This is a genomic window from Gemmatimonadales bacterium, assembly GCA_041390145.1.
Taxonomy (GTDB): domain Bacteria; phylum Gemmatimonadota; class Gemmatimonadetes; order Gemmatimonadales; family GWC2-71-9; genus SPDF01.
Genome location: JAWKQM010000005.1, coordinates 94,543 through 117,706, shown reverse-complemented (window position 1 = coordinate 117,706; position 23,164 = coordinate 94,543). Strand labels below are relative to the sequence as shown.

Here is a 23,164-nt window from a genome sequence, read left to right as displayed (position 1 = left end):
TACACCTCCAAACAGTTCACAACCAGAAATACAACCCCAGTCCGAGGGATGCGATATCTTCGTCGTAGAATTGACCGTAGGGTGACGGCCCACTGTACCCTTCGACCAGGATGCTCCAGTGCCGCCCACTGTCCTCGCTGGCACCATGCGGCGAAAACTCCAGGCCAGCCTTCCCGCTCACCCCCGGAACCCAGGCGTGCTGCTCCCAGAACCGGGCGTCCACCGCCAACACGAAGCGGGCCGCGCCAACGTCCCCGGCACGCAGGACGGGATGCACGGCCCGGTACTCGAGGCCTGCGATCAACACCCCCGGCCGCAGTGTGTCCGGCTCACGGTGCACGAGGTACTCGCCTCCGCCGTAGACTCGCCACGGACCAAAGTTGCCCGAGAACAGGAGCTCGATCGCCTCGAAGCTGAGGTTGATGCGATCGGGCTGGTACCGAATCAGGTACTCGTCTCCCAAGTGGGAGCTCTGATGATAGAATTGCACGCGACCTGTGAACCTGTGCGTCCGGAAGGAGACCGGGATGCCGATGATGTAGTCGGCGTTCATGAGATCGGTGGACGGAGACTCCATGTCGAATTGAGCGAACACGCCACCAGCCAGGCCGATCTGCACGCCTGGCCCGTCGGCCGCGCCGCCCCAGCGCACAATGCCGATGTCCGCGCCGAACGCCGTGGCGCCGACCCGGGTATCCCGCAATGGGGAGGAGGCCCAGAGGTAGCTCGCCGAAAACCGCGGCTGCCTCGGACTGGCCATTAGCGGTTGGAAGAGGTCGCCAGCCGGGAGCCCCACTTGCGCCGAGGCCCCGCCACCACCGAACAACGACAGCGCAAGCGCCACCACCGTTGCCGCCCACCGCGACACCATCGGCGCCATTGTTGGTCATCCCTCGAGGGCGGCGGCCGGGCGGTTGCTCCGGAGCCGATGCAGGTATGTCGCCGCGGCAAAGAGCGCCAACCAAACGACGGTCCGAAGCGACATGGCCCGCAGGCTGTCCGGCGCGACCGCGCCACCGCCTGCGAAGATCGCGATGATACCCGCCAGCACCATCACGTTCAGGACTACAATCACGCCGGCAGCCACGCGCCCCTGGCGGAGGTTGCGCCACAGCAGCACCCCCGCTGCCAAGTAGGCAAAACCCATGGCCGTGTTGTACAGCAGCAACGGGCGGAACACCACGTATCCCGGATCGGCCAGGCCAACGGCGATACGCCCCCCCGCAATGACGGTCATGAGGCCGAACAGCAGGGCGACCGTCGCGACAGCGCGTTGCATGATCCGCGTGGCAGGAGTCCTGGTCATGGGCGCATGCCCGCATCAGAATGTGCCGGGTGCGGAAGCCGGGCCACCGCGACCCCCAGCCATGCCGTGCCGACGAGCATCGAAAGGCCTCCGACGAGGACGAGGATCGGCGGCACGCCGAGCAGCACCTCCGCCAGAATCCCGATTGGCATGAGGAGCCCAACCAGCACCAACCATGAGATCCAGCGTGCCTGCGGCCCAGTCAGCGGGAGCCGGAGAAGGAGGAACCCGAAGACGACATTCAGCAGGGCAAACAGATTGCCGTGCGCGTGCGCCAGGCGGGACTCAAAGTGCTTCCCCGCTCCGTAGGAAGCAATCCACGCCTCCTTGTCGGGGGCGAAGTCCCGCAGGTAGATGAGCACGAAGCCGTAGAACATGAATCCCGCCAGAATCGTCAAGCCCGCGACGATGTTCCGCTTTCCTTCGCGCATGTGACCCTCCGTGATTGTGGTGGGGCCACACCTGGGCGGCCCCGGTGTCGTTGCCATCAACTCGTGCGTTTTTCGAACCGGCTGGCAGCGAGTCCGAGCAGGGCAGCGCCCAGCATCAGCAGCGCCGTGAATTCCGGCCACATCGCCTGGAACCCGACACCCTTCAGGAAGACGCCGCGTACGATGATCAAGTAGTGCCGGACCGGGTTGAGGTACGTCAGCCACTGGAACACGTCCGGCATGCTACTCACCGGGAACATGAACCCAGACAGCAGAATGGCTGGCATGAAGACCAGGAAGCTGGCCATGAACGCTTCCTGCTGTGTGGCCGAGACGGTCGAAATCAAGAGCCCGACGCCGAGGCCCGAAAGCAGGTAGAGCACACTCGCCGCCAGCAACGGGACGAGGCTCCCCTCGAACGGGACGCCGAACCACACGATGGCCACGATCGTGACGATGGTGAGGTCCACCAGGCCGATGATAGCGAAGGGAATGGTCTTCCCGGCGATCAGCTCGCCGGGCGTGAGCGGGCTCACCATGAGTTGCTCCAGCGTGCCCAGCTCCCGTTCACGCACGACCGCCAGAGAGGTCAGCAGCAGACAAACGAGCAGGATGATGGCGCCGACGACGGCCGGCACGTTGTAGTTCCTGCTGCTGAGGTCAGGGTTGAACCAGGCGCGCTCTCGCAGATCGACGCCCCGCACGAGCGGCGCGCCGCTGAGGCCTGCCCCGAACGCCTGCACGATCCGCTCGGCGTAGCCCATCGCCACGGTGGCCGTGTTCGAATTGGTGCCATCAAACAGCATCTGGACCTGCGCGCGCCGGCCTCCACGAAGCGCATCGGTGAAGCCAACCGGGATGTCCAGTGCGACCAGGGCGTCGCCGTACTCCAGCGCCCGCACCGCGTCACGCGCCTGATCCGACCGGCCGGAAACGCGAAAGTGCCCGGAAGAGGTGAGGGCGGTCACCAAGTCCCGCGAGGCCTGGCTCTGTTCGTGGTCGACGACGAAGAGGGTCGTATCGCGGATATCGGTGGACACCGCGTACCCGAAGACGAGGAGCTGTATCAGCGGCGCCACGAAGACCACCCGGGACATGCGCGGGTCCCGGAACAGCTGGAGGAATTCCTTCTTTACCAATTCCCAGACTCGCTCCAGGCTGGCGCTCCACGCGGGGCTCATTCGATCACCTTCTTGAACGCGCGCGTCGCGAGCACCAGGCCGAGGATGCCGAAGCTGATCATCAGGAGCCCTTGGACCCGGAGGACTTCGATGCCGACACCCTTCAGGAAGATCCCGCGGGTCACGACGAGAAAGTAGCGTGCGGGAACCAGGTACGTCACGGCCTGGAGTGGAGCGGGCATGATCGTAATGGCGTACATGAAACCGGACAGCAGAAACGCCGGGAGGAACGTGGCCACCATGGCGAGTTGGGTGGCAAGCAGCTGCGATCGGGCGACGGCCGAGATGAACATCCCCAGGCCGAGGGCCCCGACCAGGAAGGCGGTGCTCAGCACCAGGAAAAGGAGCGGGTTGCCTCGGAACGGCACGCCGAAGACCACCACACCAAGCCCGCTGATCAGGAGCACGTCCAGCAGGCCGATGCCCAGATAGGGCAACAGCTTCCCCAGGACCACTTCGATGCGTTGGACCGGGGTGGCCGCGAGCTGCTCCATCGTTCCCCGCTCCCATTCTCGCGCAATCGTCAGGGAGGTCAACATGGCGGCGATAATCATCATGATCACCGCGACCAGGCCGGGCACGATCATGTTGCGGCTGCGCAGCTCCTCGTTGAACCAGACCCGGCTCTGCAGCTGGATAGCCGGCCCAGCCCCTTCAGCCACCCCAAGCCGGGAGGAGAATGACCGGGTGATTCCCTGGGTGTAGCCCAGGACGATGCTGGCGGTGTTGGCGTCGCTACCGTCGACGATCGCCTGCAGAGGAGCCAACCGTCCCGCGCCCAGTGCCGCTTCGAAGCCGGGGGGGATCACCAGGCCAAGCTGCACACGTCCGCGGTCCAGCAGGGGTCCGAGGTCGCTGGTGCGGTCGGGGCGGAGGTCGACGGTGAAGTATCCGGAAGCTCGGAACGCCTCGACCAAGGCCCGGCTGCTCGCGGAGGCGTCTTGATCGATGACGGCCATGCGGACGTCGGTGACGTCCCAGGTGATCGCGTACCCGAAGAGCACCAACAGCAATGCCGGGAGCAGGAAGGCCAGCGCCAGGCTCCGGGAGTCTCGGCGGAGCTGGATGATCTCCTTCCGCGCAATGGCGAACAACCGCATGCGGCTCAGGCCGCCCAGGCTCTCAGTCAACGACCGCCCCCCCCTCGGCGCGGACCAACGCCACGAAGACATCCTCGAGGGAGGGGGCGATGGGCGCCAGACCCAGCAATTCCACTCCCCGTGCGGCCAACCGCTCGGGGATCACCGCTTCTGCCTCGGCCAGGTCCCGCACCACTGCGTGGACGTTGCGGCCAAACAGGCCGGTGTCGAGCACGGCGGGATCGCCCTGCAGCGCCTCGACGGCCCGGGGGCCATCGCCGGTGCGGATGCTCAGGATTGGCTCCACCATGCCGGCCCGAAGCCGCTGCGGCGTGTCGAGCGCGATGAGCCGACCCCGGTTCATCAGCGCCAGGCGATGGCAGTACTCCGCCTCCTCCATGTAGTGGGTGCTCACGAACACGGTGGTGCCACTCTCGGCCAGGCCGTCAATGAGATCCCAGAACTGCCGGCGCGAAATGGGGTCGACGCCTGAGGTCGGCTCATCGAGAAAGAGCAGCGGCGGTTCATGCAGGACGGCGCAGCCCAGCGCCAGACGCTGCTTCCAGCCGAGCGGGAGTTCTCCGGTCAACCGGGCGCGGTGCTCGGTGAGCCCGGCCATCTCAAGCACCCAATCGCGTCGCTCCCCGCGGCGAGCCCGGTTCACCCCGTAGAGGCCGGCGAAGAACCCGATGTTTTCCTCCACCGTGAGATCTGCATATAACGAAAAGAGCTGGGACATGTAGCCGATACTGTGCTTGATGGCCTCGCTGTCGGTCATGATGTCATGGCCGGCGACCGTGCCATGTCCTGACGAGGGGAGGAGTAGCCCGGTGAGCATCTTGATCGTGGTGGTCTTGCCGGCTCCATTGGGCCCCAGAAAACCGAAGATCTCGCTCCGTTCGACTTGAAACGACACCTGGTCGACGGCGGTGAATGCACCGAACCGCTTGGTGAGGTCCGCCACGGAGACCGCCACGTTGGCGACTCGGGCGGTCACGCCGCGTTCCCTTCCGCAACCAGGGCAATGAACACATCCTCCATCGACGGGACGATCGGGTCGATGCCGGTGACCGTCATCCCGCCGCTGGTGAGCGTGGAGCGGAGGTGCTCCGCGTCCTCGCCGCGGTCGCGGAGGGTCACATGCAGCCGGTCGCCGAAGATGGCCGCGCGCCGGACCGACGGCAGCTGGAGGGCCAGGTCTCGCGCGGCGCGCGGTCGATCGACCTGCACAGCGAGCACCTCGCCGTGCCTGGCCTCTTGCAACGCACTCGGGAAATCGAGAGCGAGCAGGCGGCCCTGGTGCAGGACGGCGAGGCGATCGAAGCGTTCGGCCTCGTCCATGTAGGCCGTGCTCACGACCACCGTCACCCCCTGGGCCACCATGTCGTGCACGATGAGCCAGAGGTCTCGTCGAGAAATCGGGTCCACGCCAAACGTCGGTTCGTCGAGGAGCAACACCTGGGGCTGGTGAATCAGCGCACAGGAGAGCCCCAACTTCTGCTTCATTCCCCCCGACAGCTTGCCCGCGAGCCGGTGCTGAAACGGCCCCAGGTTCGAGAAGTGGAACAGCCGTTCCATCCGGGCCGGTCGTTCATGGTAGGGGACCTCGTACAGATCCGCGTAAAAGGTGAGATTCTCAAGCACCGTCAGATCGCCGTAGAGGCCAAAGCGCTGTGACATGTACGCGATCTGGTGTTTTGTCGCTTCGGGGTTCTTCACGACGCTGACCCCGTTGATGAACGCGTCGCCCGAGGTGGGCCGGAGCACACCGGCCAGCATCCTGAGCGTCGTGGTCTTGCCGGCACCGTCGGGCCCGAGCAGCCCGAACAACTCACCGGGCGCGACCGCGAACGTCAAGTCGTCGACCGCCACGACGGCCCCAAAGCGACGCCCGAGGCCGACGACTTGCACCGCTGACGTCTCGGTCATGGGCGGCTCTCGAGTCGGACGTCGGCCGGCATCCCCGGCTTCAGCTGGTAGAGCGAATCATCCGTGATCTGCACCTTGACCGCGTACACCAACTTGACCCGTTCCTCCTGGGTCTGGACGGTCTTGGGTGTAAATTCGGCCTCGCTCGCGATGAACACGACCTGCCCGCCGTATCGTCGGTCCCGGTACGTGTCCGCCGTGATGGTGGCGGGCGCCCCAATCTGGACCGCTCCGATCCGGTCCTCCGGCACATAGATCCGGACCCAGCGATCATCGAATCGTGTGACCGTGAGCACGGCGCCGCCGGGCGGGACGATCTCCCCCGGCTCACGGTGGCGCGCCGTGACGAGGCCGTCGAAGGGGCTGCGAACGGTCAGGTGGTCCAGGGCAGCCTCGAGTGCGCGGACGGCGGCGTCAGCCTGGGCGACCATGGCGCGGGCCCCGTCGATGCGCTCCGGGCGGGGTCCGGCCGTCATCAACCCCATCTGCTCCGCCGCCTGATCGCGCTGGCTCCGGGCGATATCAAAGGCAATCTGCGCGCGGTCCAGCGCCTCCTGGCTGACGGCCCCCCCGGTGTGCAGCGTCCTGGTGCGGTCCAGGGTTTGTTCGGCGTCGTCCAACCGCCGGCCAGCCGCCTCAAGAGCGGAGGCGGCCTGGGCGACCTCCTCGGCGCGAAACCCCCGTGTGAGTTCCGCCAGTTGGGCTCGGGCCGCACTCGCCTGTGCGGCCGCCTGGTCCCGGCGCGCCTCGACCTCCACGCGATCCAGCCGCGCGAGGTCCTGATTGGCGCGGACCCGTTCCCCCTCCCGCACCAAGACCGAATCGATCCGGCCCGTCGCGGCGAATCCAAGTGGTGCTTCGGTGGCCTCGACCGTGCCAGAGGCTTCCAGCACGGTCTCGGCGTCGGCACGAGGCCGAAGCAGCACCCAGGAAACCCCTCCCAGGACGAGGAGCACGGGGAGAGAAATCAGGACGATCCGAGTTCTGGTGCTCATGGTGTGCTCTCCACATTGGTCGCTACCCAGTCGGGGGTCAGCGCACCGGTTGTCCGGGCAAGTTCGGCCTGTGCGACGACCTCGCCGTAGGAGGCGCCCGCGAGCTCTGCGCGGATGGCGAGCAGGTCGGCCTCCGCCCTGAGGTAGTCGGTCTGTGTCCCAGCTCCCGCTTCCAGCGCGAGCAGCTCGATTCGGGCCACCTCTTCCAGGCTCACCTCCGCCCGACGCAGCGCCTCCGCCCGTGCCCGCACTTCCGCCACCTGCGCCACAGCCCGGTCGACCTCCTCGGCGACACGAAGTTCTGCCAATCGAACCTGTTCCGCGGACACGCCGCGCGACGCCTCGGCTCGCTTCACCCGGCTGGAACGCCCCCCGCCGGTAAAGAGGGGGTACGTGAGCGCTGCGCCCGCGCTCCACTCCCCGTCGAAGTCGGTGTTTGCGCTGCCGCGATCGATGTACGCGCCGAACAACTTGATGTCGGGCAGCCAGGCGCCTCGCGCGACCGCCACGCCGGCCTCTGCGGCTCGAAACTCCTGCCGGGTCTGGCCCAACGCTGGGTTGGCCTCGAGGGCGCGACCGACCAGGAACTCCCGAGACGGGAGGCCCCGGTCAGCGACCACGACCTCGGAGAGGGTGCTGCCGCTGATGCGCTGGGCAGTCCAGCCGGTGAGCCGGGCCAACTCCAGCACTCCGAGGTCGAGTGCGGCGAACACCCGAACCCGTGCCGCCTCCGCCGCAGCGATGGACGCGTCGGCGCGGAAGACTTCCAGCGCTGCACCACGCCCGGCCGCAACTCGCTGCTTGGCGCGGCTGTGCTCTGCTCGCAAGGCCGCCAGCCTGCGGTCCGTGGCGCCGAGTACTTGACGCTGGGTCAAGACGGTGGCGAACGCGTTCACCACGCGCGCCACCAGCGCCTGCTGCGCCACGGCATGTCCGGCGGAAGCCGCCGCTGCACCGGCGCGGGCCTGGCCAACGCGGGACCCGCGCGCACCTCCGTCGTACAGGGTGTACGTGAATGTCGCGCCACCCTGAATCAGGGTTTCGTCGAACGGTGGGAGCAGGTCGGGGGCAAAGCCGTGGATGGGGGTGACGAGCATGGGCTCGTCGTAGCGGACCACGGAGCCTGCGAGCGCCACGGCGGGGTACCGCGCCGCGGTCGCTTCGCCCACGGCCGCGTGTGCCTCCGCAACTCTGAGCGCGGAGGCTGTTACCGTCGGATAGTCAGCCATTGCCAGGCGGACTGCGTCGAACAAGGTGAGCGTGGCCTCTGCGGTGTCCGACTGAGCCGGCGCCGGGGACGGGGCCAGAGCCATGGCCACGACCGCCCCAGCCAAGCGGAGCCCCATTCCCCGTGGCTTCCTCCAGAAAGGCGAGTGGATCATTGGGCCCTCCTCGCTGCTTCCAGGGAGAGGCGCGCGACGTGCAGCATCGCCCGTGCCCGCTGCGTGGCGGGGTATGCGCGATTGGACATGGCCCACCGCAGCGCCGAGGACTGTACGATCGCGATGGCGAGGTCGGCCAGGTCTTCGGGGTGCACGGTGCCGTCTGCGTGCCGTTCCTCCACGGCGTCCTGAAACAACATCGTGAGGCGCTGTCGAAAGACGCCGAGGGCCTTCAGCATTTCGTTTCGCGTGGATGCAGAGGCGCTCGAGAGCTGGCCGGTCAGGATGACCAGCGGCCCGCCTCCGGTTGACTCGAGGAAGGTGAGAACACTCGTGACCAGGCCCTCTGCACGATTCCAGGCATCGCCCTTTCCCTCGAACTCGGTCACCATCGTCTCCAGCGTGGCAGTTTCATGCCGGACCGCGGCTGTCAGAATGCCCCGCTTGCTCTTGAAGTGACGAAACAACGTCGGCTCAGATATCCCCACCCGGCGGGCGACTTCCGCCGTCTTCCACCCTTGGAGCCCGTGTTCGGCGATGATCGCGATTGTCGCTGCGATGATCTGGGCCCGGCGTGTGGCGCCGGCCTCATAGGGCCGTTTGCGTGCGCTGGGGCTGGCTTTCGATGCGGCTTTTGGGCGGGGCACGGATCCCATGGGTGACGCTCTCGATGAAGATGTGAGTAACTAGTTACTTTGTACTTGATGGCAATGTGGTTCCTCCGGCGTGAAGAAACCGTGAAGGAGACGTGAAATCCCGCATGATTGGTTTGTCAGGCCGGTACGCACTCTGATTCTGCGTGACGCCCCGGAGTTTCGGGGCGGTACTCCGCCCAGAATGAGAGTGGCTCAGGTCTCCCCCGGCTCGCTGGCCGCGGCGCGGCATTCCGCGGTGAGCGTCGTGTAACTGAGCCCTGAGGGAAGTGCCCGGTGATCATCGTCGTGAAGCCGCACGCCACCAAGGAGCACACCATCGAATGCCTGCTTCTCAACAGCGATCCGATGATCCAGAGGGTCGAGTCGATCACCCTGCTGGGGTTCACAGTCATTTCACGGTGTCGTAACAGGAGGTGGTGTTTCGTCCCGGCGTAGGTGTCGCAGCACCAGTTCGCACCGCCAGAAGACGGGGGGGTGAGATGCGCTCGGCAGGGCAGGCAGGTTCCGCCTAGGTCCCGTGCCAGCGGGAAGCGGTGCCGGTGCCGGAGGCGGTGGTGGCGCCAGCGGGCTCCTTGATGAGTCCAGAGCGGCTACCCTGGACTTGCACACCGGACTTTTACAAGGGCTTGGCTGGACTTTTCCACTGGACTTTTTCGGGGTATTTGACGGGCTCTTGGGGGTGGCACGCTAGGCAGGTACGGGTACGGGGAGCCGCCAACCACCCACCAAAGTGCTTTCCGTATGCCAAGGCGCCTATCCCAGCGGCTGCCTGCGCCTGTTAGGTGGCTGGCGATGTCTGATCAGAGTGGCTGACCGGGAATAGCCCTACCAACCGAACCGCTAAGGCACGCCGGGTCTGCGATCGCGACGAATTCCCCCAGCAATTTCCGGATCTCTTCTCCTAGGGCAACGACGTCCCACGGCTTATGAGGATTGCTGTTCAGGAGGCGCCCCAAAACGGGACTCTCCCCTAGTCGTCCGCCACCAAACCCGGGCCCAAGCCGGGCCCGGGGGGGGGTAAGAACGTGGACGGGCTGCTCCAGTACATAGCGGCCCATTTCGTGTAACCATTTCTTATTAAAAGACTTGCCGAGTGCCCGGGGTGGGGATCGAACCCACATGGGGATTGCTCCCCTTGGGATTTTAAGTCCCATGCGTCTGCCAGTTTCGCCACCCGGGCGGGTGGTGGAGAATATCATGGCGCGCGCCCGAGGGCTACGCGGGCCGCTCCCCCCGGACGCCGCTTGACGCCCGCGCCCGCCACATCTTGGGCACCCGCCCAACTTCGCGTCGATAGTCATCCGCCAGCGCCTTGGCGAGTGGGGCCATCCGTTCCGGCGACGCCAGAACCAGCACCGTGCCTCCCCACCCTGCCCCGGTCAGCCGCGCACCCCAGGCACCGTGCCGTGCCGCGCTCTCCACGATGCGGTCCGCCTCGCCGCAGCTCGATTCGAAGTCGTCCCGAATCGAGGCGTGCCCCTCCAGCAGGAGCTCCCCCACCCGTGCGACGTCCCCGGCGCTGAGCGCCTGCGCCGCCGCGCGCGTCCGCGCCGTTTCCCGCACCACGTGCCGAAGGCGGCGGAAGAGCACGGGCTCCATCTCCTTCGAGAGTCGCCCGAGCTCCCCATCCGGCACCGCCGCCAGTTCCGGCACCTCCACCCCCGCCACCCGACACGCCTCCAGTGCCGCGCCGCATTCCGCCCGGCGTCGGTTGTATTCGCTGTCCGCCAACCGATGCGACACCCCGGTCTCGACGAGCAGCACCGGCAGGTCGAACGGAATCTGGACGATGCTGCGCTCCCCCGTCTCGATCAGGGCCGCGTGGCGAGCCTGGGCATGGGCGGCGATCATCTGGTCCATCCGCCCGCACTGCACCCCGACCACGTCGTGCTCGGCATGGTAGGCCACCTCCGCCAGCGCCTCGCGGGAGAGCCGGCGCCCGGCCAGCTGCGAGCAGGCCCGGGCCGCCGCCACCGACAGCGCCGCGGACGAAGACAACCCCGCACCCACCGGCAGGGTGCTGGCCACTGCGAGGCGTGCGCCAGCTGGTGCGGCACCGATTTCCTGGAGCACGCGCAAGACGCCGCCGAGGTAGTCGGTCCACCGCCCCTCCGGGGCCAGCGCCGGATCGAACGAAAGGGCGGTGCCATCGATGGCAGACACCGCCGACCATCCCTCCCCCGGCCCCGCGAGGACCACGGTCCGCCGCGGCACCGCGAAGGGGAGCACCGGGCCACCGTTGTAGTCGGTGTGCTCCCCCAGCAGGTTGACCCGCCCCGGGGCCGAGGCACCCGCGGTGGGCCGACTGGCAAAGGAGGCCGCGAAGAGCGAACTTGCGAGCCGCAGGGGAGAGTGTCGGGACACATCGAGAGAGTACCGCCGGAGGATGATTGAGGCAATGCATCCAGGGGATCGCCCTCGCGGTCCTGCTGACCACACCAGCCGCCGCGCAGCTGCCTGAAATCGGCGTGCCGCGCGGCATCGTCCGGTTCGGCATCGGTGGCGACTTCGCCAACACGAGCAACCAGTTCTTCCAGGGCACCGAGGAGCCCTTCCGCTCGCAATTTGCGACCTCGACGCTCGGCACCGCCTACTACCCCGGACTCGCCGCCAACCAGGCCCAGATCGCGAGCCTGACCGGCAACGCGAACTATGCGCTCAGTCTCGGCGGCGCCACGATGCGGGCACAAGCAAGCATCGGCACGCTGCAGCTGGGGGCCACGGTCGGGCTCACCTCGAAACTGAGTCTCTTCGGCGTGGTGCCCATCGTGCGGCAGCAGGTGCAGGTGGACTACCGCATCGACAGCAGCGGCGCGAACACCGGCTTCAACCCGGCGGACCCCGTGTTCGGCTCCGCGGCCGGCCGGGATTCCGTCAACATCTTCCTGGCCGACTACAAAGCCGCGCTCGATACGCTGGATCTCCGCCTCCAGGCCGGGTTCTATGACGGGAACCCCACCGACAGCGCATTGGCCGTCGCCACCCTTGCCACCGGCACCGCGTACTACGAGGGCCTCACCTCGCTCTTCGTCGCGCCGGGAGAAGCGGGCGACTTCGTGCCGCTGGCCGGCAGCGCCGCCGGCCAGGCGATGGCGAGCGCCGTCACCGGTACGCAAACCAATCTTGCCGCCCTCGGCGTGCCGTCGTTCACCCAGCCCCTGCCCCTCCCCGCCGATGCGCTGACACCCTCGGAATACAACAATTACCTGTCCAGCGCCGGGGGCCCCATCGTGGCGTCGCCCATCGTCACCACGACGTCGTTCCTGCTCGGCGATGTCGAGCTGGGGGCGTCATACACGCTGATCGACCGGTGGAATCGCCCCGGCCGCCCCGGCGGACTCCGTGTCGTTGCCCAGGGCCTGGTACGGCTGCCGACCGGCTATCAGCCGCTGTCCAACAACTTCGTCAGCGTGCCCACGGGCGGCGGCCAGACCGACCTGCAACTCTCGATGGTGGCCGATGTTGGAGGAGGGAAGGTGGGCGCCCGGTTCAGCGGGAGCTACAACGACCAGCTCTCGCTCACCAGCGAGCGCCGGATCACGCTGCCCTCACAGCCGATTCCCTGGGCCAACCGCCTCGCCACCGTCACCACCGACCCCGGCAACGAGACGGCGCTCAGCGCACTCCCCTATTTCCAGTTCGCGCCCGGGTTCGCCATCGTGGGCGTCGTGCGCTACTGGTCCCACGGGGCGGACGCCGTTGAGTACGCTTCGGCGACGGACGCGATTACGGGCGTGAGCGCGAGCGATCTGGCCACGGACACGAAGCGCACCGCGACGATCGTGGGCGGCGGCCTGAGCTACGCGCCGGCGCAGACCGGTCCGAAGGTACCGCTCGATGCATTCTGGATCTATGAAACGGTGGTGTCGGCGAGCGGCGGGGTGGTGCCGAAGGCGGGGACGATGCGGATGGGACTCCGGTGGCCGTTCCGGATGTGGGGAAGGACTCGCGAGTAGGTCGGGCTATTCCCTCACTCCGCCCACCCCAGGGAAACCACGCTACCCTCCGCAGCGAGGGTACGAGGGCTCCCACCATCGGGGTGAAGCAATACGACGCCGCTACCGGCTGAAATCGCGACCAGCGAGTCGCGCGGGCCCCAAGCCGATGAACGCGCCCCGACCAGTCCCCCATCATACAGCACCTGCTCCGAGCCGTTCCCGTCGGCTCGCACACGGTGAATGCTGCCACCGGCGGTGATCGTCAGCCACCGGCCATCCCGGGACCAGGCAGGCGCACCGGCGGTGCTGGCGAGTGCGGCAACGGGACGCGTGAACCCGTCCGAGAGGCGGCGCGTAACGAGGCGAATATTCGTGTATTGATATGGGTATGGAATCAGCCGGTCGGTGTGCCAGGTGACGTACGCGACGGACCGGCCGTCGCTCGACCAGGCGACGTCCCCTGACGCGCTGGTCAGGGAATCGAATCGAATATCCTGTACGAGGGTGCCGTCAAGATTGGCGATGTGCAGCGAGGGAACCTGGCCGGCGATCCAGGCCAGCTGTGTTCCGTCAGGCGACAGCGCCGGACGCGGATAGGAAACGGGCACGCCGTCGGGATACGGGACGACCGAGAGAAGGGTGCCGAACCGGTCCAGCGTGGCAAACGAGTACGAGTAGCCATCATTCCACGTCCACGTGTAGGCGAGAACCGTAATCTTTGCTCCCGTCCTTCGAGAACCATGGCGCAAACTCAGGGTCGAGGTACTCCCCGGGCTGGCCTCGTCCATGTGATACCGTAGAGCCTATAGAGATTCCATGATGACCCGTGCTGCGCGAAGTAATAGAGCTGTCGCGGGACGACATCTTCGTCGGCTCGGTCGAGTCCGAACAGCCGAGGATTGCCATGGCGGCAAGGGGAGCGCGAGCAGGATCGGCATCAGGGACATGCTCAGAGATATGGCGCGGGCCTTGGCCTCGTCACCGGACCGCCCGGCCCAGCATCTTCCTCTGCGTGCCGCGCGGCGGCACCGTCCGGATCCCCGAGCATCCTCGCAACCCGTGACCCGGTCCTCACCGAGGATCGTGTCCACGGTGCTGGTGGCGACGCCCTCGACCCCCTTCGACACCACGAGATGCCGGTCCGCCCGGACCGCGATCTGGGGCAAGTGCGTAATGACCAGCACCTGGTGCTCCGACGCGACGTCCGCCAGCGCCTGCCCAACCTGCCCGCCGACCTCGCCCCCAATGCCCTGATCGATTTCGTCGAACACGAAGGTCGGGATCCGGTCGTGCCTGGCGACCACCACCTCGAGCGCGAGCATCAACCGTGAAAGCTCGCCGCCGGATGCCACCTTCTGGATCGGCTGCGCATCGAGACCGACGTTGAGCCGCACCGTGAACTGCACCGTTTCCGCACCGTCCGGCCCCGGCTGCGCGAGCGGGGCGAGCGCCACCTCGACCTTGCCGCCGGTGAGGCCGAGCTTGGGGAGGAGCCGGCTGACGGCGCGCGCGAGGCGGCCCGCAGCGTCCTTCCGCTTCTCGGTGAGCCGCTCCGCCGCCGCGCCTGCTGCCTCCTCCGCCACGCGGCGCCGTGCGGCCAGTGCCCGCAGGTCGGCGTCCGCCGTGTCCAGCAATTCCAGTTCGGCTGCGGCCGCGCGGTGCGTCTCCAGCACCGCCTCGAGCGTCCCTCCGTGCTTCTGCTGCAGCCGGAAGAGCAGGTCGCGCCGGCGCTCCACCGATTCCAGCCGGGCGGGGTCCCGCTCGACGTCGTCCGCGTAGGCGCCCGCCAGCCGCGCCACCTCGGAGAGCTGTGCATAGGCCCCATCGAGCAGCTCGCGCCAGGCGCGCACCTCGGGGTCGACCCGCTCGAGCTGGCCGAGCGCACGCTCGGCGGCGGTGAGGGCACGCAGCGCCCCGGCATCCTCCCCGTCGATCGCCTCCGACAGAATCCGCGCCTGCTCCTCGAGCGAGCTCGCGTGCGCCAGCCGCTTCGCTTCCTGCTCCAGCGATTGATCCTCCCCCGGCTTCAGCCGCGCGGCGGCAATCTCGTCGGTGACGTGCTTCAGGTAGTCGGCGCGGCGGCGGACCTCCGCCAGGCGCGACGCGAGACCCTCCTCCTGCTCCCGCAGCTCCGCCAGCGCCGTGTGTGCAGCCGCGACGGTCTCGCGCTCCGTTCCCGCCTGCGCGTACGCGTCGAGAATGTCACGCTGGGTCTCGGGCTTGAGGAGGGAAACGGTTTCGTGCTGCCCGTGCAGGTCGACCAGGAGCCCGCCGAGTTCGGCGAGCACGCCGATCGTCGTCGGGCTGCCGTTGATCCAGGCGCGGGACCGCCCTTCGGCGCTGACTTCCCGACGGATCACGATCCGCCCCTCGTCGACGTCCACGCCGAGCGCCTCCACCCGGCGCGTGAGGGCGCGCGACAACCCCTCGAACGCCCCCTCGACCACCGCGCGCCCCGCACCGGGGCGGACCACGCCGCTGTCGCCCCGCCCGCCGAGGAGGAGGCCGAGGGCGTCCACGAGGATGGACTTGCCGGCACCGGTTTCACCGGTGAGGACGTTGAGGCCAGGTCCGAGGGGGAGGGATACGTCCGCAATTGTGGCGACATCGCGGACGCGGAGTTCGGCAAGCATCAGGCGGCGAGCATCAGATGGGCGAGCGGTCGCTCAGATCGCCCCAGTGGAGCTTCTGGCGCATCCGCTCGAAATAACTCTCGGGGCCGACGCGGACAAGCATCACCGGGTTCTCGGCGACGTGGATCTGGACGCGGGCGCCCGCGCGGAGGGCGGTGACAACCTGGCCGTCGACGGACACAATCACTTCGTCCTCCGTCGGATCGACCGGCTGGATGACGATGTCCCACGAGGCGGGAAAGACCAGGGGCCGGACCGCCAGGGTGTGGGCACAGATCGGGGTGAGGATGAGCGCCTTGACCCCGGGCGCCACAATCGGTCCGCCGGCACTCAGTGAATAGGCCGTGGAGCCGGTGGGCGTGGCGACGATGAGGCCGTCGGCGCTGTAGGGGCCGACATTGTCGCCGTGGACCTCGACGTCGAGCCGGATGACCCGGGCGACTCCGCCCTTGTGCACGACCACATCATTGAGCGCCAGCTCCAGCGGCGTGAAGTGTCCCTGGGCGTCCTGGATGACCGCCTTCAGCGCCTGTCGCGGCTCCTGCACGTACCGCCCGGCGACGACCGCGTCCAGGGCATCGGGAAGCGCATCGCGAGACACGCTGGTGAGGTAGCCCACCTTGCCGAGGTTGACGCCCAGGATGGGAACGCCGCGGTCCTCGAACATGCGGGCGCCGCGCAGGAGGGTGCCATCGCCGCCGAAGGTGAGCAGCAGGTCCAGCGGGGCGGCGTCCAGGCCAGGCACGGCGGCGGGCCACATGTCTGCGAGCAGCGGCTCGGAGAAGAGCTGGATATCCCGCGCCGGGGCGAGGCCGGCCAGCTGCTCGAGCAGTCCGCGGAGTTCCGGATACCGGTGGTTGCCGCAGACGCCGACGTTCATCGCGCCTCGACCGATTCCTCGCCATGCAGCGCGGTCACGCGGCGCGCGATCCCCTCGGCGTTGAGGCCGAACGAGGCGAGCTGGTCGGCGCGGGGCGCCTGCTCCACCAGGCGGTCGGGCACACCGAGCGCGATGACCCGGACATTGGGCGCAATGGCCTGCACCGTCTCGGCCAGGTAGGCTCCGAAGCCGTTCACCACCGTACCCTCTTCGACCGTCACAAGCACCCGATGGTCGGCAAAGAGTCCTTCGAGCATGGCGCGGTCGAGCGGCTTCAGGAACCGGGCGTTGACGACCGTGCAGTCCAGCCCTTCGGCGCGCAGCAGGTCGGCGGCGTCCAGGCTCGGCTGCACCATGGTGCCCACGCCGAGAATCGCGACCTCCCTGCCCTGCCGCAGCATTTCCCAGGTGCCGTACGGCACCGGGGCCACGTCACTGACCGGACTCGGCTCGACCGGCACCTTGTCGCGCGGGTAGCGGGTGCAGAACGGGCCACCCTCGTGGACGAGGGCGGTCCGCAGGAGGCCGATGAGTTCATCGCCGTCCTTGGGCGCCGTGACGGTCATCCCGGGGACGGCCAGCATGTAGGCGATGTCGTACAGCCCCATGTGCGTCTGCCCGTCTTCGCCCACGAGCCCCGCCCGGTCCATGCAGAACACCACGGGGAGGTGCTGCACCGCGATGTCGTGGATGATGTTGTCGTAGGCGCGCTGCAGGAAGGTGCTGTAAATGGCGACCACAGGGCGCACGCCCTGGGTGGCCAGGCCGCCGGCAAAGGTGACGGCGTGCCCTTCGGCAATCCCCACGTCGAAGAACCGCTCCGGCCACGCCTTCTCAAAGATGTTGGTGCCGGTGCCGCTCGGCATGGCCGCGGTGATGGCCACGAAGTCCGGATATTCCTTGCCCAGCTCGACCAGCGCCTCGCCGAACACCTTGGTCCAGGCGGGAGGGCCGCTGGCAGGCTTCCGGGCCTCGCCGGTGATCGGGTCGTAGGCCGCGAGCCCATGCCACTTTTCCCGGTTCTCCTCCGCGTGCGTGAAGCCCTTCCCCTTCTCGGTCAGCACGTGGATCACCCGCGGGCCCTTGAGGGCGCGGACGAAGCGGAGCGTTTCCGTGAGTTTCTTCAGGTCGTGCCCGTCGATCGGGCCGAAGTACCGGAAGCCCATTTCCTCGAAGAACATCCCGTCGGAAAAGAGATTCTTGGCGCTTTCTTCGAGGTTCTTGGCGAAGTCCACCACCCGGTCGCCGAAGACCTTCGACGCCGCCAGGGTGAGGCCCTTCACGCGCTCCCGCACCTTGTTGGTGAGCGGGTTCGCGACGATCCCGCCGAGGGTCCGGCTGATGGCGCCGACATTGGGCGAGATGCTCATCCCGTTGTCGTTGACGATGACGATGATGTCGGTGTCCGAGTGGCCGGCGTTGTTCAGCCCCTCGTAGGAGAGCCCGCAGGTCAGCGCGCCGTCGCCCACCACGGCCACCACCTTGTTCCCGCCCCCCTGGAGGTCCCGCGCGGTGGCCATGCCGAGCGCGCCGGAGATGGCGGTGCCGGCGTGCCCGGCGCCGAAGTGGTCGTGCACGCTCTCCGAGCGCTTGAGGAAGCCGGAGATGCCGCCGGTCTGCCGCAACGTGGGGAAGTCGGCGTTCCGGCCGGTGAGCAGCTTCCAGGCGTAGGCCTGATGCCCCACGTCCCAGAGGATCTTGTCGGCGGGAGAGTCGAACTCGTACAGGAGGGCGATGGCCAGTTCCACCACGCCGAGACTGGCACCGATGTGACCGCCGGTGACGGAAACACAGTCGATCAGTCGCGCGCGAACCTCCTGGGCCAATTCCGGGAGTTTTTCCCGCGGAATGTGCTTGAGGTCGTCGGGGCCGTTCAGGGTGTCGAGCAGTGCCATGAGGTACAGTCCTGGGTCAGTGGCGTCGTGTCACAATATAGCGCGCGAGCGCGGCGAGCGTGTCCGCTGGTACCCCGGAACGCTCCAGAGAGTTCACCGCCGCCTCGGCATGCCGGGCGGCCGCCTCCCGTGCCCCCTCCACCCCCAGCAGCTGCACATAGGTGGACTTGGCCACGGCGGCGTCCTTGCCGGCGGTCTTCCCCAGCTCCTCGCTGGTGCCCGTGGCGTCGAGCACATCGTCGGCCACCTGAAACGCCAGGCCAATGTCCCGCCCATAGGCCCGGATCGCCTCCAGCCTGGCCGCCGGCGCCCGGGCGGCCAGCGCTCCGAGGACGCAGGAAGCCTCGATGAGGGCGCCGGTCTTCCCGCGGTGGATGGCGCGGAGTTCGTCGATCGCGAGCGCCTTCCCCTCGGCCTCGAGGTCGAGCCATTGCCCTCCCACCATGCCGGTGATCCCGCCGGCGGAGAAGAGCTCTGAGGCGAGCCGCCCGATGTCCGCGTCGGGGAGGGCCAGGGTCCGACCGGCTTCCACGAGCACGCGCGCCGCCACCGGCACCAGCAGGAATCCAACCCGTGTGGCGGTGGCGACGTCGAACGCCCGGTGGGTGGTCGGACGCCCCCGGCGCAGGTCATCGTCATCCATGCAGGGGAGGTCGTCGTGCACCAGCGAATAGGTGTGGACGGTCTCGACCGCCGCCGCGACCCCGTCGACCGACGCCGACTGCCCGCCGCAGGCCCGGTACGCGGCGATGACCAGCGCGGGGCGGACCCGCTTGCCGGGGCTCCGCAGCGCATACGCCATGGCGTGCCCGAGCGTCCCGGGGACTTCCCGCTCGAGGCGAGCCGCCCACCGTTCGAGAATCGCGTCGGTCCGCTCTCGCGATTCGCGCAGCAGCGCCTCCGCGCCGGGCTCAGCCGTCGAGGTCGACAAGCTCCACGCTTCCGTCCGCCTGCTCGACCACCTTCTTGACCTTGGCCTCCGCCTCCGCCAGGCGCTCACGGGCCGCCCGGAGCCGGACGACCCCCTCCTCGAAGAGCGCGAGCGCGGCGTCGAGGTCGGCGTCGTCGGCTTCCAGCCGACGCACGATCTCCTCCAGCCGGCGCAGGTCGTCCTGCAGGGTGGGAACCTCGGTCGGTTGCTTGGCCATGGGTGCTACTCCGCGCGCGCCGGCACCGACCCGTCGCTCACGCGGAGTCGGAATGGCCGACCAGAAGAGAAGTCTGCCGTGCGCGAGAGCACACGGCCGGTGTCGTCCTGCGCCACGCTGTAGCCGCGCGCCAGGACGCGGAGCGGGCTCAGTGCGTCAAGCTGAGCGGCGACGCGCTCGACGCGGGTCCGGCGCGCCTCGATCAGGCGGCCGAGCGCCGACTGGAGCCGGTCGCCGGTGCGGGAGAGCCGTTCCTCCGCCACGCGGGTCCGCCGGCGCAGCCCCGCCCCCAGCCGGACCCCGAAGCCGTCCACCCGGTGCAGCAGCGCCGCCCGGTCGGGCACGACGATTTCCGCGGCGGCCGACGGCGTCGCGGCGCGCACGTCCGCCACGAGGTCGGAAAGGGACACATCGGTTTCGTGGCCGACCGCGGAGATGGTCGGCACGCGCACCGCGGCGAGGGCCCGGCAGACCGGCTCGGCGTTGAACGCGCCGAGATCTTCCTTCGCCCCGCCGCCGCGGCCGACGATGCAGGCGTCGAGGCCGTCGATCCGGTTGACGAGGCCGAGCGCGCGCACCAGTGAGGCGACGGCCCCGTCGCCCTGCACCTGCGCACCCACCAGGATCAGCTCCACGGCCGGCCACCGCTTGCGGGCGACGATGATCATGTCGCGGAGGGCGGCGCCATCGGGACTGGTGACGACGGCAATGCGGCGGGCGAACGACGGGAGCGGACGCTTGCGGTCGGGATCGAGCAGCCCGTCGGCCTTGAGCGCGGCGCGGACCCGTTCCAGCTCGAGTGCCTTGGAGCCGAGCAGATCGGTGGGGATGATGTCGGAGGCGGTGAGCCGGTACTCGCCCTTCTCTTCCCAGAGGGAGGGGCGGCCCCGGACCAGGACCTCCATCCCGTCGGAGGGCGCCTTCCCGTGCCGCTTCAGGACGCCCGCGGCCTGCTGTTTCCAGAGCATGCACCGGATGGAGGCGTCGGCGTCGCGGAGCGTGAAGTACCAGTGCCCGCTGCGCCAGATCTTGAACTCCACCAGCTCGCCCCGCACGAACACCGCACTCCCGAAGGCGCCTTCGACCGCGTTTTTGGCCTGCCGGTTGAGCTCGGCGACCGTCAGCTCCTCCGGGAGGTCGCCGTCACCGAAGAGCGACGGGTGGCTCACGCCGCCGGCCTCACCCGGCCCGCGTGAGTTCGGCGGCCTGCAGGGTGTTCTTGAGCAGCATCGCGATGGTCATGGGGCCGACGCCGCCGGGCACGGGGGTGATGGCCGAGGCGATGGCGGCGACGGGCTCGTAGTCGACGTCGCCACAGAGCCGGTAGCCCTTCTCGCGCGTGGCGTCGTCCACCCGGTTGATGCCGACGTCGATGACGACGGCGCCGGGGCGCACCATGTCGGCCGTCAGGAACTCCGCCTTGCCGATCGCCACGATGAGGATGTCCGCCTGCCGCGTAAGCGACGGGAGGTCCCTGGACCGGGAGTGACAGACGGTCACCGTGGCATCGCCGCCGGGACCGTTCTGGATCAGGAGATTCGCCATCGGCTTGCCGACGATATTGGAGCGCCCGACGATGACCGCGTGCGCCCCCTTGGTCTCGATGCCCGACCGGATCAGCATCTGCTGAATGCCGTAGGGCGTGGCGGGACGGAAGGCGGTCGGGTCGCCGGTCACCAGCTTGCCGACATTCTCGGGATGAAAGCCGTCGACGTCCTTCAGCGGATTGATGCGACGGAGCACCTTGTCGCTGTCCATTCCCTTCGGCAGCGGCAGCTGGACCAGCATCCCGTGGATGGCCGGGTCGGCGTTGAGCTTGTCGATGGTGGCCAGCAGTTCGTCCTGCGTGGTGGTGGCGGGCAGCCGGATGGTGACGGAGTGCATCCCCGCCTCCTCGCACGCGCGCCCCTTGCTGCGCACGTACACCTGGCTCGCGGGATCCTCGCCCACCAGCACCACGGCCAGGCCGGGCGTGATCCCGGCGGCGGCGAGGGTGGCGACGTCGGCGGCGACTTCCTGCCGGATGGCCAGGCCCAGGGCCTTGCCGTCGAGGATACGGGCGGTCATCGAGCCACCTCCACGGAGCGGGTTTCCCGGATCACCACGACGCGGATCTGACCCGGATATTGAAGTTCGTTCTCGATCTTGCGGGCGATCTGCTCGGAGAGTTCCGCCGCCTGCGTGTCGTTCACACGATCCGGCGTCACGATGACGCGGATTTCGCGGCCGGCCTGGATGACGGCGGTCTTCTCGACGCCGTTGAACCCGTTGGCGATCTCCTCCAGCTTGGTGAGCCGCTTGACATAGCTCTCGAACGCCTCGCGCCGCGCGCCGGGGCGGGAACCGCTGATGCCGTCGGCCGCCTGCACCAGCACCGACTCGGTGGACTCGTGCGGCACGTCGTCGTGGTGGGCATGGATGCAGCCGATGACGGCCGCGCTCTCCCCGTAGCGCCGGGCCACCTCGACGCCGAGCTCGACGTGGGTGCCCTCGCTGTCGTGGGTGAGCACCTTGCCGATGTCGTGCAGGAACGCGCCGCGCTTGGCCAGCTTGACGTCCACGCCGAGTTCGGCGGCCATGATTCCCGCGAGCGACGCCACCTCCTTGGAGTGTTCCAGGATGTTCTGTCCGTAGCTGGTGCGGTAGCGCATCCGGCCGACCAGCTTGATCAGTTCCGGATGCAGGCCGTTGATGCCGGTGTCGAACGCCGCCCGTTCGCCGATCTCGACGAGCTGCGTGTCGAGTTCCGCGCGCACCTTGGCGACGATATCCTCGATCCGGCCCGGCTGAATGCGGCCGTCGGCGATCAGCGCCTCCAGCGCCCGGCGGCCGACCTCGCGCCGGATCGGGTCGAAGCAGGAGATGACCACGGTATCCGGCGTGTCATCGATGATCACGTCGACGCCGGTGGCCATCTCGAACGCCCGGATGTTCCGGCCCTCACGCCCGATGATCCGCCCCTTCATCTCGTCCGACGGCAGGGTGACAGCGGCGACGGTGGTGGTGGCGGTGTGGTCGGGCGCGATCCGCTGGATGGCGATCGACACGATCCGCTGCGCCTCGCGCTCGGCGCCCTTCCTGGCCTGTTCCTTGACGTCGCGCACCAGCGCCGCCGCCTCGCTGCGAGCCGTCTCTTCCGCCCCGCGCAGCACCTCGCGCCGCGCTTCGTCGGCCGTGAGCCCCGCGATCTGTTCCAGCCGCTGCGACTGCTCCGCCTTGAGGGCGTCCACTTCGCGCTCACGCGCCGCGACCGCCTGCTCCCGGGCAGTGAGCGAGGCTTCGCGGGTCTGGATGCCCGCTTCCAGCGCCGTCAGCTGCTCCTGGCGCCGGTCGTGCGTCCGCTCCCGCTCCTCGGCACGCCGGTCCTGCCGGGCCCACTCCTCCCGGCGGCTCTGGACCTCCTTGTCCAGCTCCTCGCGGAGGGCGAGCGTCTCCATTTTCCCCGCCAGGATGGCATCCGTCCTGGCGCTCTCCGCCAGCCGGCGGGCATCGGCAGTGACCCGGTCGGCGTCGGCCTGCGCCGAGCGCAAGAGCTGGTCGGCGTCGGCTTTCGAACTGCGGGCGAGGGAGGCGGCTTCCGCGCGGGCGGTCGCGACCACGTCCCGGCCGGCGGCACGCTGGCGAAGCTGGAGGATGACGATGATCAGGAGGGCGACCGATAGGCCGATCAGCACTCCCCCGACAAAGGGGAGGATGGGCAGGTCAAGCATA

Annotated in this window: 21 protein-coding genes and 1 tRNA gene; 1 reads left to right on the top strand and 21 read right to left on the bottom strand. The window is 68.5% G+C overall.

Annotation, left to right across the window (positions count from 1 at the left end):
• Positions 1 to 16: 16 nt before the first annotated feature.
• From R2910_05475 to galK, 12 genes are all read right to left on the bottom strand, one after another.
• A complete protein-coding gene (locus R2910_05475) occupies positions 17 to 880 on the bottom strand; it encodes a DUF1207 domain-containing protein (protein ID MEZ4412414.1) in 864 nt (287 codons plus the stop codon).
• Between the two features lie 6 nt (positions 881 to 886).
• Positions 887 to 1,306, bottom strand: a complete 420-nt coding sequence (locus R2910_05470) for a hypothetical protein (protein MEZ4412413.1) — start codon at positions 1,304 to 1,306, stop codon at positions 887 to 889.
• Positions 1,303 to 1,737, bottom strand: coding sequence for a hypothetical protein (locus tag R2910_05465; GenBank protein ID MEZ4412412.1), 435 nt, complete (start codon positions 1,735 to 1,737; stop codon positions 1,303 to 1,305). The genes R2910_05470 and R2910_05465 overlap by 4 nt, the downstream gene beginning before the upstream one ends.
• Positions 1,738 to 1,793: 56 nt before the next feature.
• On the bottom strand, positions 1,794 to 2,918 hold the full coding sequence (locus R2910_05460) for an ABC transporter permease (protein ID MEZ4412411.1): 1,125 nt from the start codon (positions 2,916 to 2,918) through the stop codon (positions 1,794 to 1,796).
• Positions 2,915 to 4,048 carry an ABC transporter permease gene (locus R2910_05455; GenBank protein ID MEZ4412410.1) on the bottom strand — a complete coding sequence of 378 codons (1,134 nt, stop codon included), beginning with the start codon at positions 4,046 to 4,048 and terminating at the stop codon, positions 2,915 to 2,917. The genes R2910_05460 and R2910_05455 overlap by 4 nt, the downstream gene beginning before the upstream one ends.
• A complete protein-coding gene (locus R2910_05450; protein ID MEZ4412409.1) occupies positions 4,041 to 4,994 on the bottom strand; it encodes an ABC transporter ATP-binding protein in 954 nt (317 codons plus the stop codon). The genes R2910_05455 and R2910_05450 overlap by 8 nt, the downstream gene beginning before the upstream one ends.
• On the bottom strand, positions 4,991 to 5,926 hold the full coding sequence (locus tag R2910_05445) for an ABC transporter ATP-binding protein (protein MEZ4412408.1): 936 nt from the start codon (positions 5,924 to 5,926) through the stop codon (positions 4,991 to 4,993). The genes R2910_05450 and R2910_05445 overlap by 4 nt, the downstream gene beginning before the upstream one ends.
• Complete coding sequence (locus tag R2910_05440) at positions 5,923 to 6,921, bottom strand: HlyD family efflux transporter periplasmic adaptor subunit (GenBank protein ID MEZ4412407.1); 999 nt, start codon at positions 6,919 to 6,921, stop codon at positions 5,923 to 5,925. Before R2910_05440 ends, R2910_05445 begins: the two co-directional genes overlap by 4 nt.
• On the bottom strand, positions 6,918 to 8,234 hold the full coding sequence (locus tag R2910_05435; protein ID MEZ4412406.1) for a TolC family protein: 1,317 nt from the start codon (positions 8,232 to 8,234) through the stop codon (positions 6,918 to 6,920). The genes R2910_05440 and R2910_05435 overlap by 4 nt, the downstream gene beginning before the upstream one ends.
• Before the next feature lie 65 nt (positions 8,235 to 8,299).
• The gene (locus R2910_05430) at positions 8,300 to 8,959 is read right to left on the bottom strand and encodes a TetR/AcrR family transcriptional regulator (GenBank protein ID MEZ4412405.1); all 660 of its coding nucleotides are present in this window, start codon (positions 8,957 to 8,959) and stop codon (positions 8,300 to 8,302) included.
• A gap of 1,094 nt (positions 8,960 to 10,053) precedes the next feature.
• Positions 10,054 to 10,139 (bottom strand) — tRNA-Leu (locus R2910_05425).
• Positions 10,140 to 10,174: 35 nt separating this feature from the next.
• Positions 10,175 to 11,323 (bottom strand): galactokinase, encoded by a 1,149-nt coding sequence (galK, locus tag R2910_05420; GenBank protein MEZ4412404.1) that lies wholly within the window; start codon positions 11,321 to 11,323, stop codon positions 10,175 to 10,177.
• A 26-nt stretch (positions 11,324 to 11,349) separates the two neighbouring features.
• Between galK and R2910_05415 the strand changes: the two genes are divergently transcribed.
• Positions 11,350 to 12,915: a hypothetical protein gene (locus R2910_05415; protein MEZ4412403.1), complete on the top strand. Its 1,566-nt coding sequence runs from the start codon at positions 11,350 to 11,352 to the stop codon at positions 12,913 to 12,915.
• Between the two features lie 14 nt (positions 12,916 to 12,929).
• On the opposite strand, the gene R2910_05410 is transcribed toward R2910_05415, so the two are convergent.
• From R2910_05410 to rny, 9 genes are read right to left on the bottom strand one after another with little or no spacing between them, the layout of a single operon-like run.
• A complete protein-coding gene (locus R2910_05410) occupies positions 12,930 to 13,685 on the bottom strand; it encodes a hypothetical protein (GenBank protein ID MEZ4412402.1) in 756 nt (251 codons plus the stop codon).
• Positions 13,686 to 13,700: 15 nt separating this feature from the next.
• On the bottom strand, positions 13,701 to 15,530 hold the full coding sequence (recN, locus tag R2910_05405; GenBank protein ID MEZ4412401.1) for a DNA repair protein RecN: 1,830 nt from the start codon (positions 15,528 to 15,530) through the stop codon (positions 13,701 to 13,703).
• 13 nt (positions 15,531 to 15,543) lie between these two features.
• Positions 15,544 to 16,410 (bottom strand): NAD(+)/NADH kinase, encoded by an 867-nt coding sequence (locus R2910_05400; protein ID MEZ4412400.1) that lies wholly within the window; start codon positions 16,408 to 16,410, stop codon positions 15,544 to 15,546.
• Positions 16,407 to 18,305 (bottom strand): 1-deoxy-D-xylulose-5-phosphate synthase, encoded by a 1,899-nt coding sequence (gene dxs, locus R2910_05395; protein ID MEZ4412399.1) that lies wholly within the window; start codon positions 18,303 to 18,305, stop codon positions 16,407 to 16,409. Before dxs ends, R2910_05400 begins: the two co-directional genes overlap by 4 nt.
• Positions 18,306 to 18,321: 16 nt before the next feature.
• Positions 18,322 to 19,236, bottom strand: a complete 915-nt coding sequence (locus R2910_05390; protein MEZ4412398.1) for a polyprenyl synthetase family protein — start codon at positions 19,234 to 19,236, stop codon at positions 18,322 to 18,324.
• Entirely contained in the window at positions 19,217 to 19,453 is a 237-nt protein-coding gene (gene xseB / locus R2910_05385) for an exodeoxyribonuclease VII small subunit (protein ID MEZ4412397.1), read from the bottom strand. The genes R2910_05390 and xseB overlap by 20 nt, the downstream gene beginning before the upstream one ends.
• Before the next feature lie 5 nt (positions 19,454 to 19,458).
• Positions 19,459 to 20,622, bottom strand: a complete 1,164-nt coding sequence (gene xseA, locus R2910_05380) for an exodeoxyribonuclease VII large subunit (protein MEZ4412396.1) — start codon at positions 20,620 to 20,622, stop codon at positions 19,459 to 19,461.
• 10 nt (positions 20,623 to 20,632) lie between these two features.
• Positions 20,633 to 21,520: a bifunctional methylenetetrahydrofolate dehydrogenase/methenyltetrahydrofolate cyclohydrolase FolD gene (gene folD, locus R2910_05375; GenBank protein ID MEZ4412395.1), complete on the bottom strand. Its 888-nt coding sequence runs from the start codon at positions 21,518 to 21,520 to the stop codon at positions 20,633 to 20,635.
• Positions 21,517 to 23,163, bottom strand: coding sequence for a ribonuclease Y (gene rny / locus R2910_05370; GenBank protein ID MEZ4412394.1), 1,647 nt, complete (start codon positions 23,161 to 23,163; stop codon positions 21,517 to 21,519). The genes folD and rny overlap by 4 nt, the downstream gene beginning before the upstream one ends.
• Between the last annotated feature and the right edge of the window lies 1 nt (position 23,164).

Bases quoted from the DNA above. Each gene is read 5' to 3' on its own strand.
- R2910_05475 (MEZ4412414.1), bottom strand. From the start codon at position 880: ATGGCGCCGATGGTGTCGCGGTGGGCGGCAACGGTGGTGGCGCTTGCG.
- R2910_05470 (MEZ4412413.1), bottom strand. From the start codon at position 1,306: ATGACCAGGACTCCTGCCACGCGGATCATGCAACGCGCTGTCGCGACG.
- R2910_05465 (MEZ4412412.1), bottom strand. From the start codon at position 1,737: ATGCGCGAAGGAAAGCGGAACATCGTCGCGGGCTTGACGATTCTGGCG.
- R2910_05460 (MEZ4412411.1), bottom strand. From the start codon at position 2,918: ATGAGCCCCGCGTGGAGCGCCAGCCTGGAGCGAGTCTGGGAATTGGTA.
- R2910_05445 (MEZ4412408.1), bottom strand. From the start codon at position 5,926: ATGACCGAGACGTCAGCGGTGCAAGTCGTCGGCCTCGGGCGTCGCTTT.
- R2910_05440 (MEZ4412407.1), bottom strand. From the start codon at position 6,921: ATGAGCACCAGAACTCGGATCGTCCTGATTTCTCTCCCCGTGCTCCTC.
- R2910_05435 (MEZ4412406.1), bottom strand. From the start codon at position 8,234: ATGGCTCTGGCCCCGTCCCCGGCGCCGGCTCAGTCGGACACCGCAGAG.
- R2910_05430 (MEZ4412405.1), bottom strand. From the start codon at position 8,959: ATGGGATCCGTGCCCCGCCCAAAAGCCGCATCGAAAGCCAGCCCCAGC.
- R2910_05410 (MEZ4412402.1), bottom strand. From the start codon at position 13,685: ATGGACGAGGCCAGCCCGGGGAGTACCTCGACCCTGAGTTTGCGCCAT.
- recN (MEZ4412401.1), bottom strand. From the start codon at position 15,530: ATGCTTGCCGAACTCCGCGTCCGCGATGTCGCCACAATTGCGGACGTA.
- R2910_05400 (MEZ4412400.1), bottom strand. From the start codon at position 16,410: ATGAACGTCGGCGTCTGCGGCAACCACCGGTATCCGGAACTCCGCGGA.
- dxs (MEZ4412399.1), bottom strand. From the start codon at position 18,305: ATGGCACTGCTCGACACCCTGAACGGCCCCGACGACCTCAAGCACATT.
- xseB (MEZ4412397.1), bottom strand. From the start codon at position 19,453: ATGGCCAAGCAACCGACCGAGGTTCCCACCCTGCAGGACGACCTGCGC.
- folD (MEZ4412395.1), bottom strand. From the start codon at position 21,520: ATGACCGCCCGTATCCTCGACGGCAAGGCCCTGGGCCTGGCCATCCGG.
- rny (MEZ4412394.1), bottom strand. From the start codon at position 23,163: ATGCTTGACCTGCCCATCCTCCCCTTTGTCGGGGGAGTGCTGATCGGC.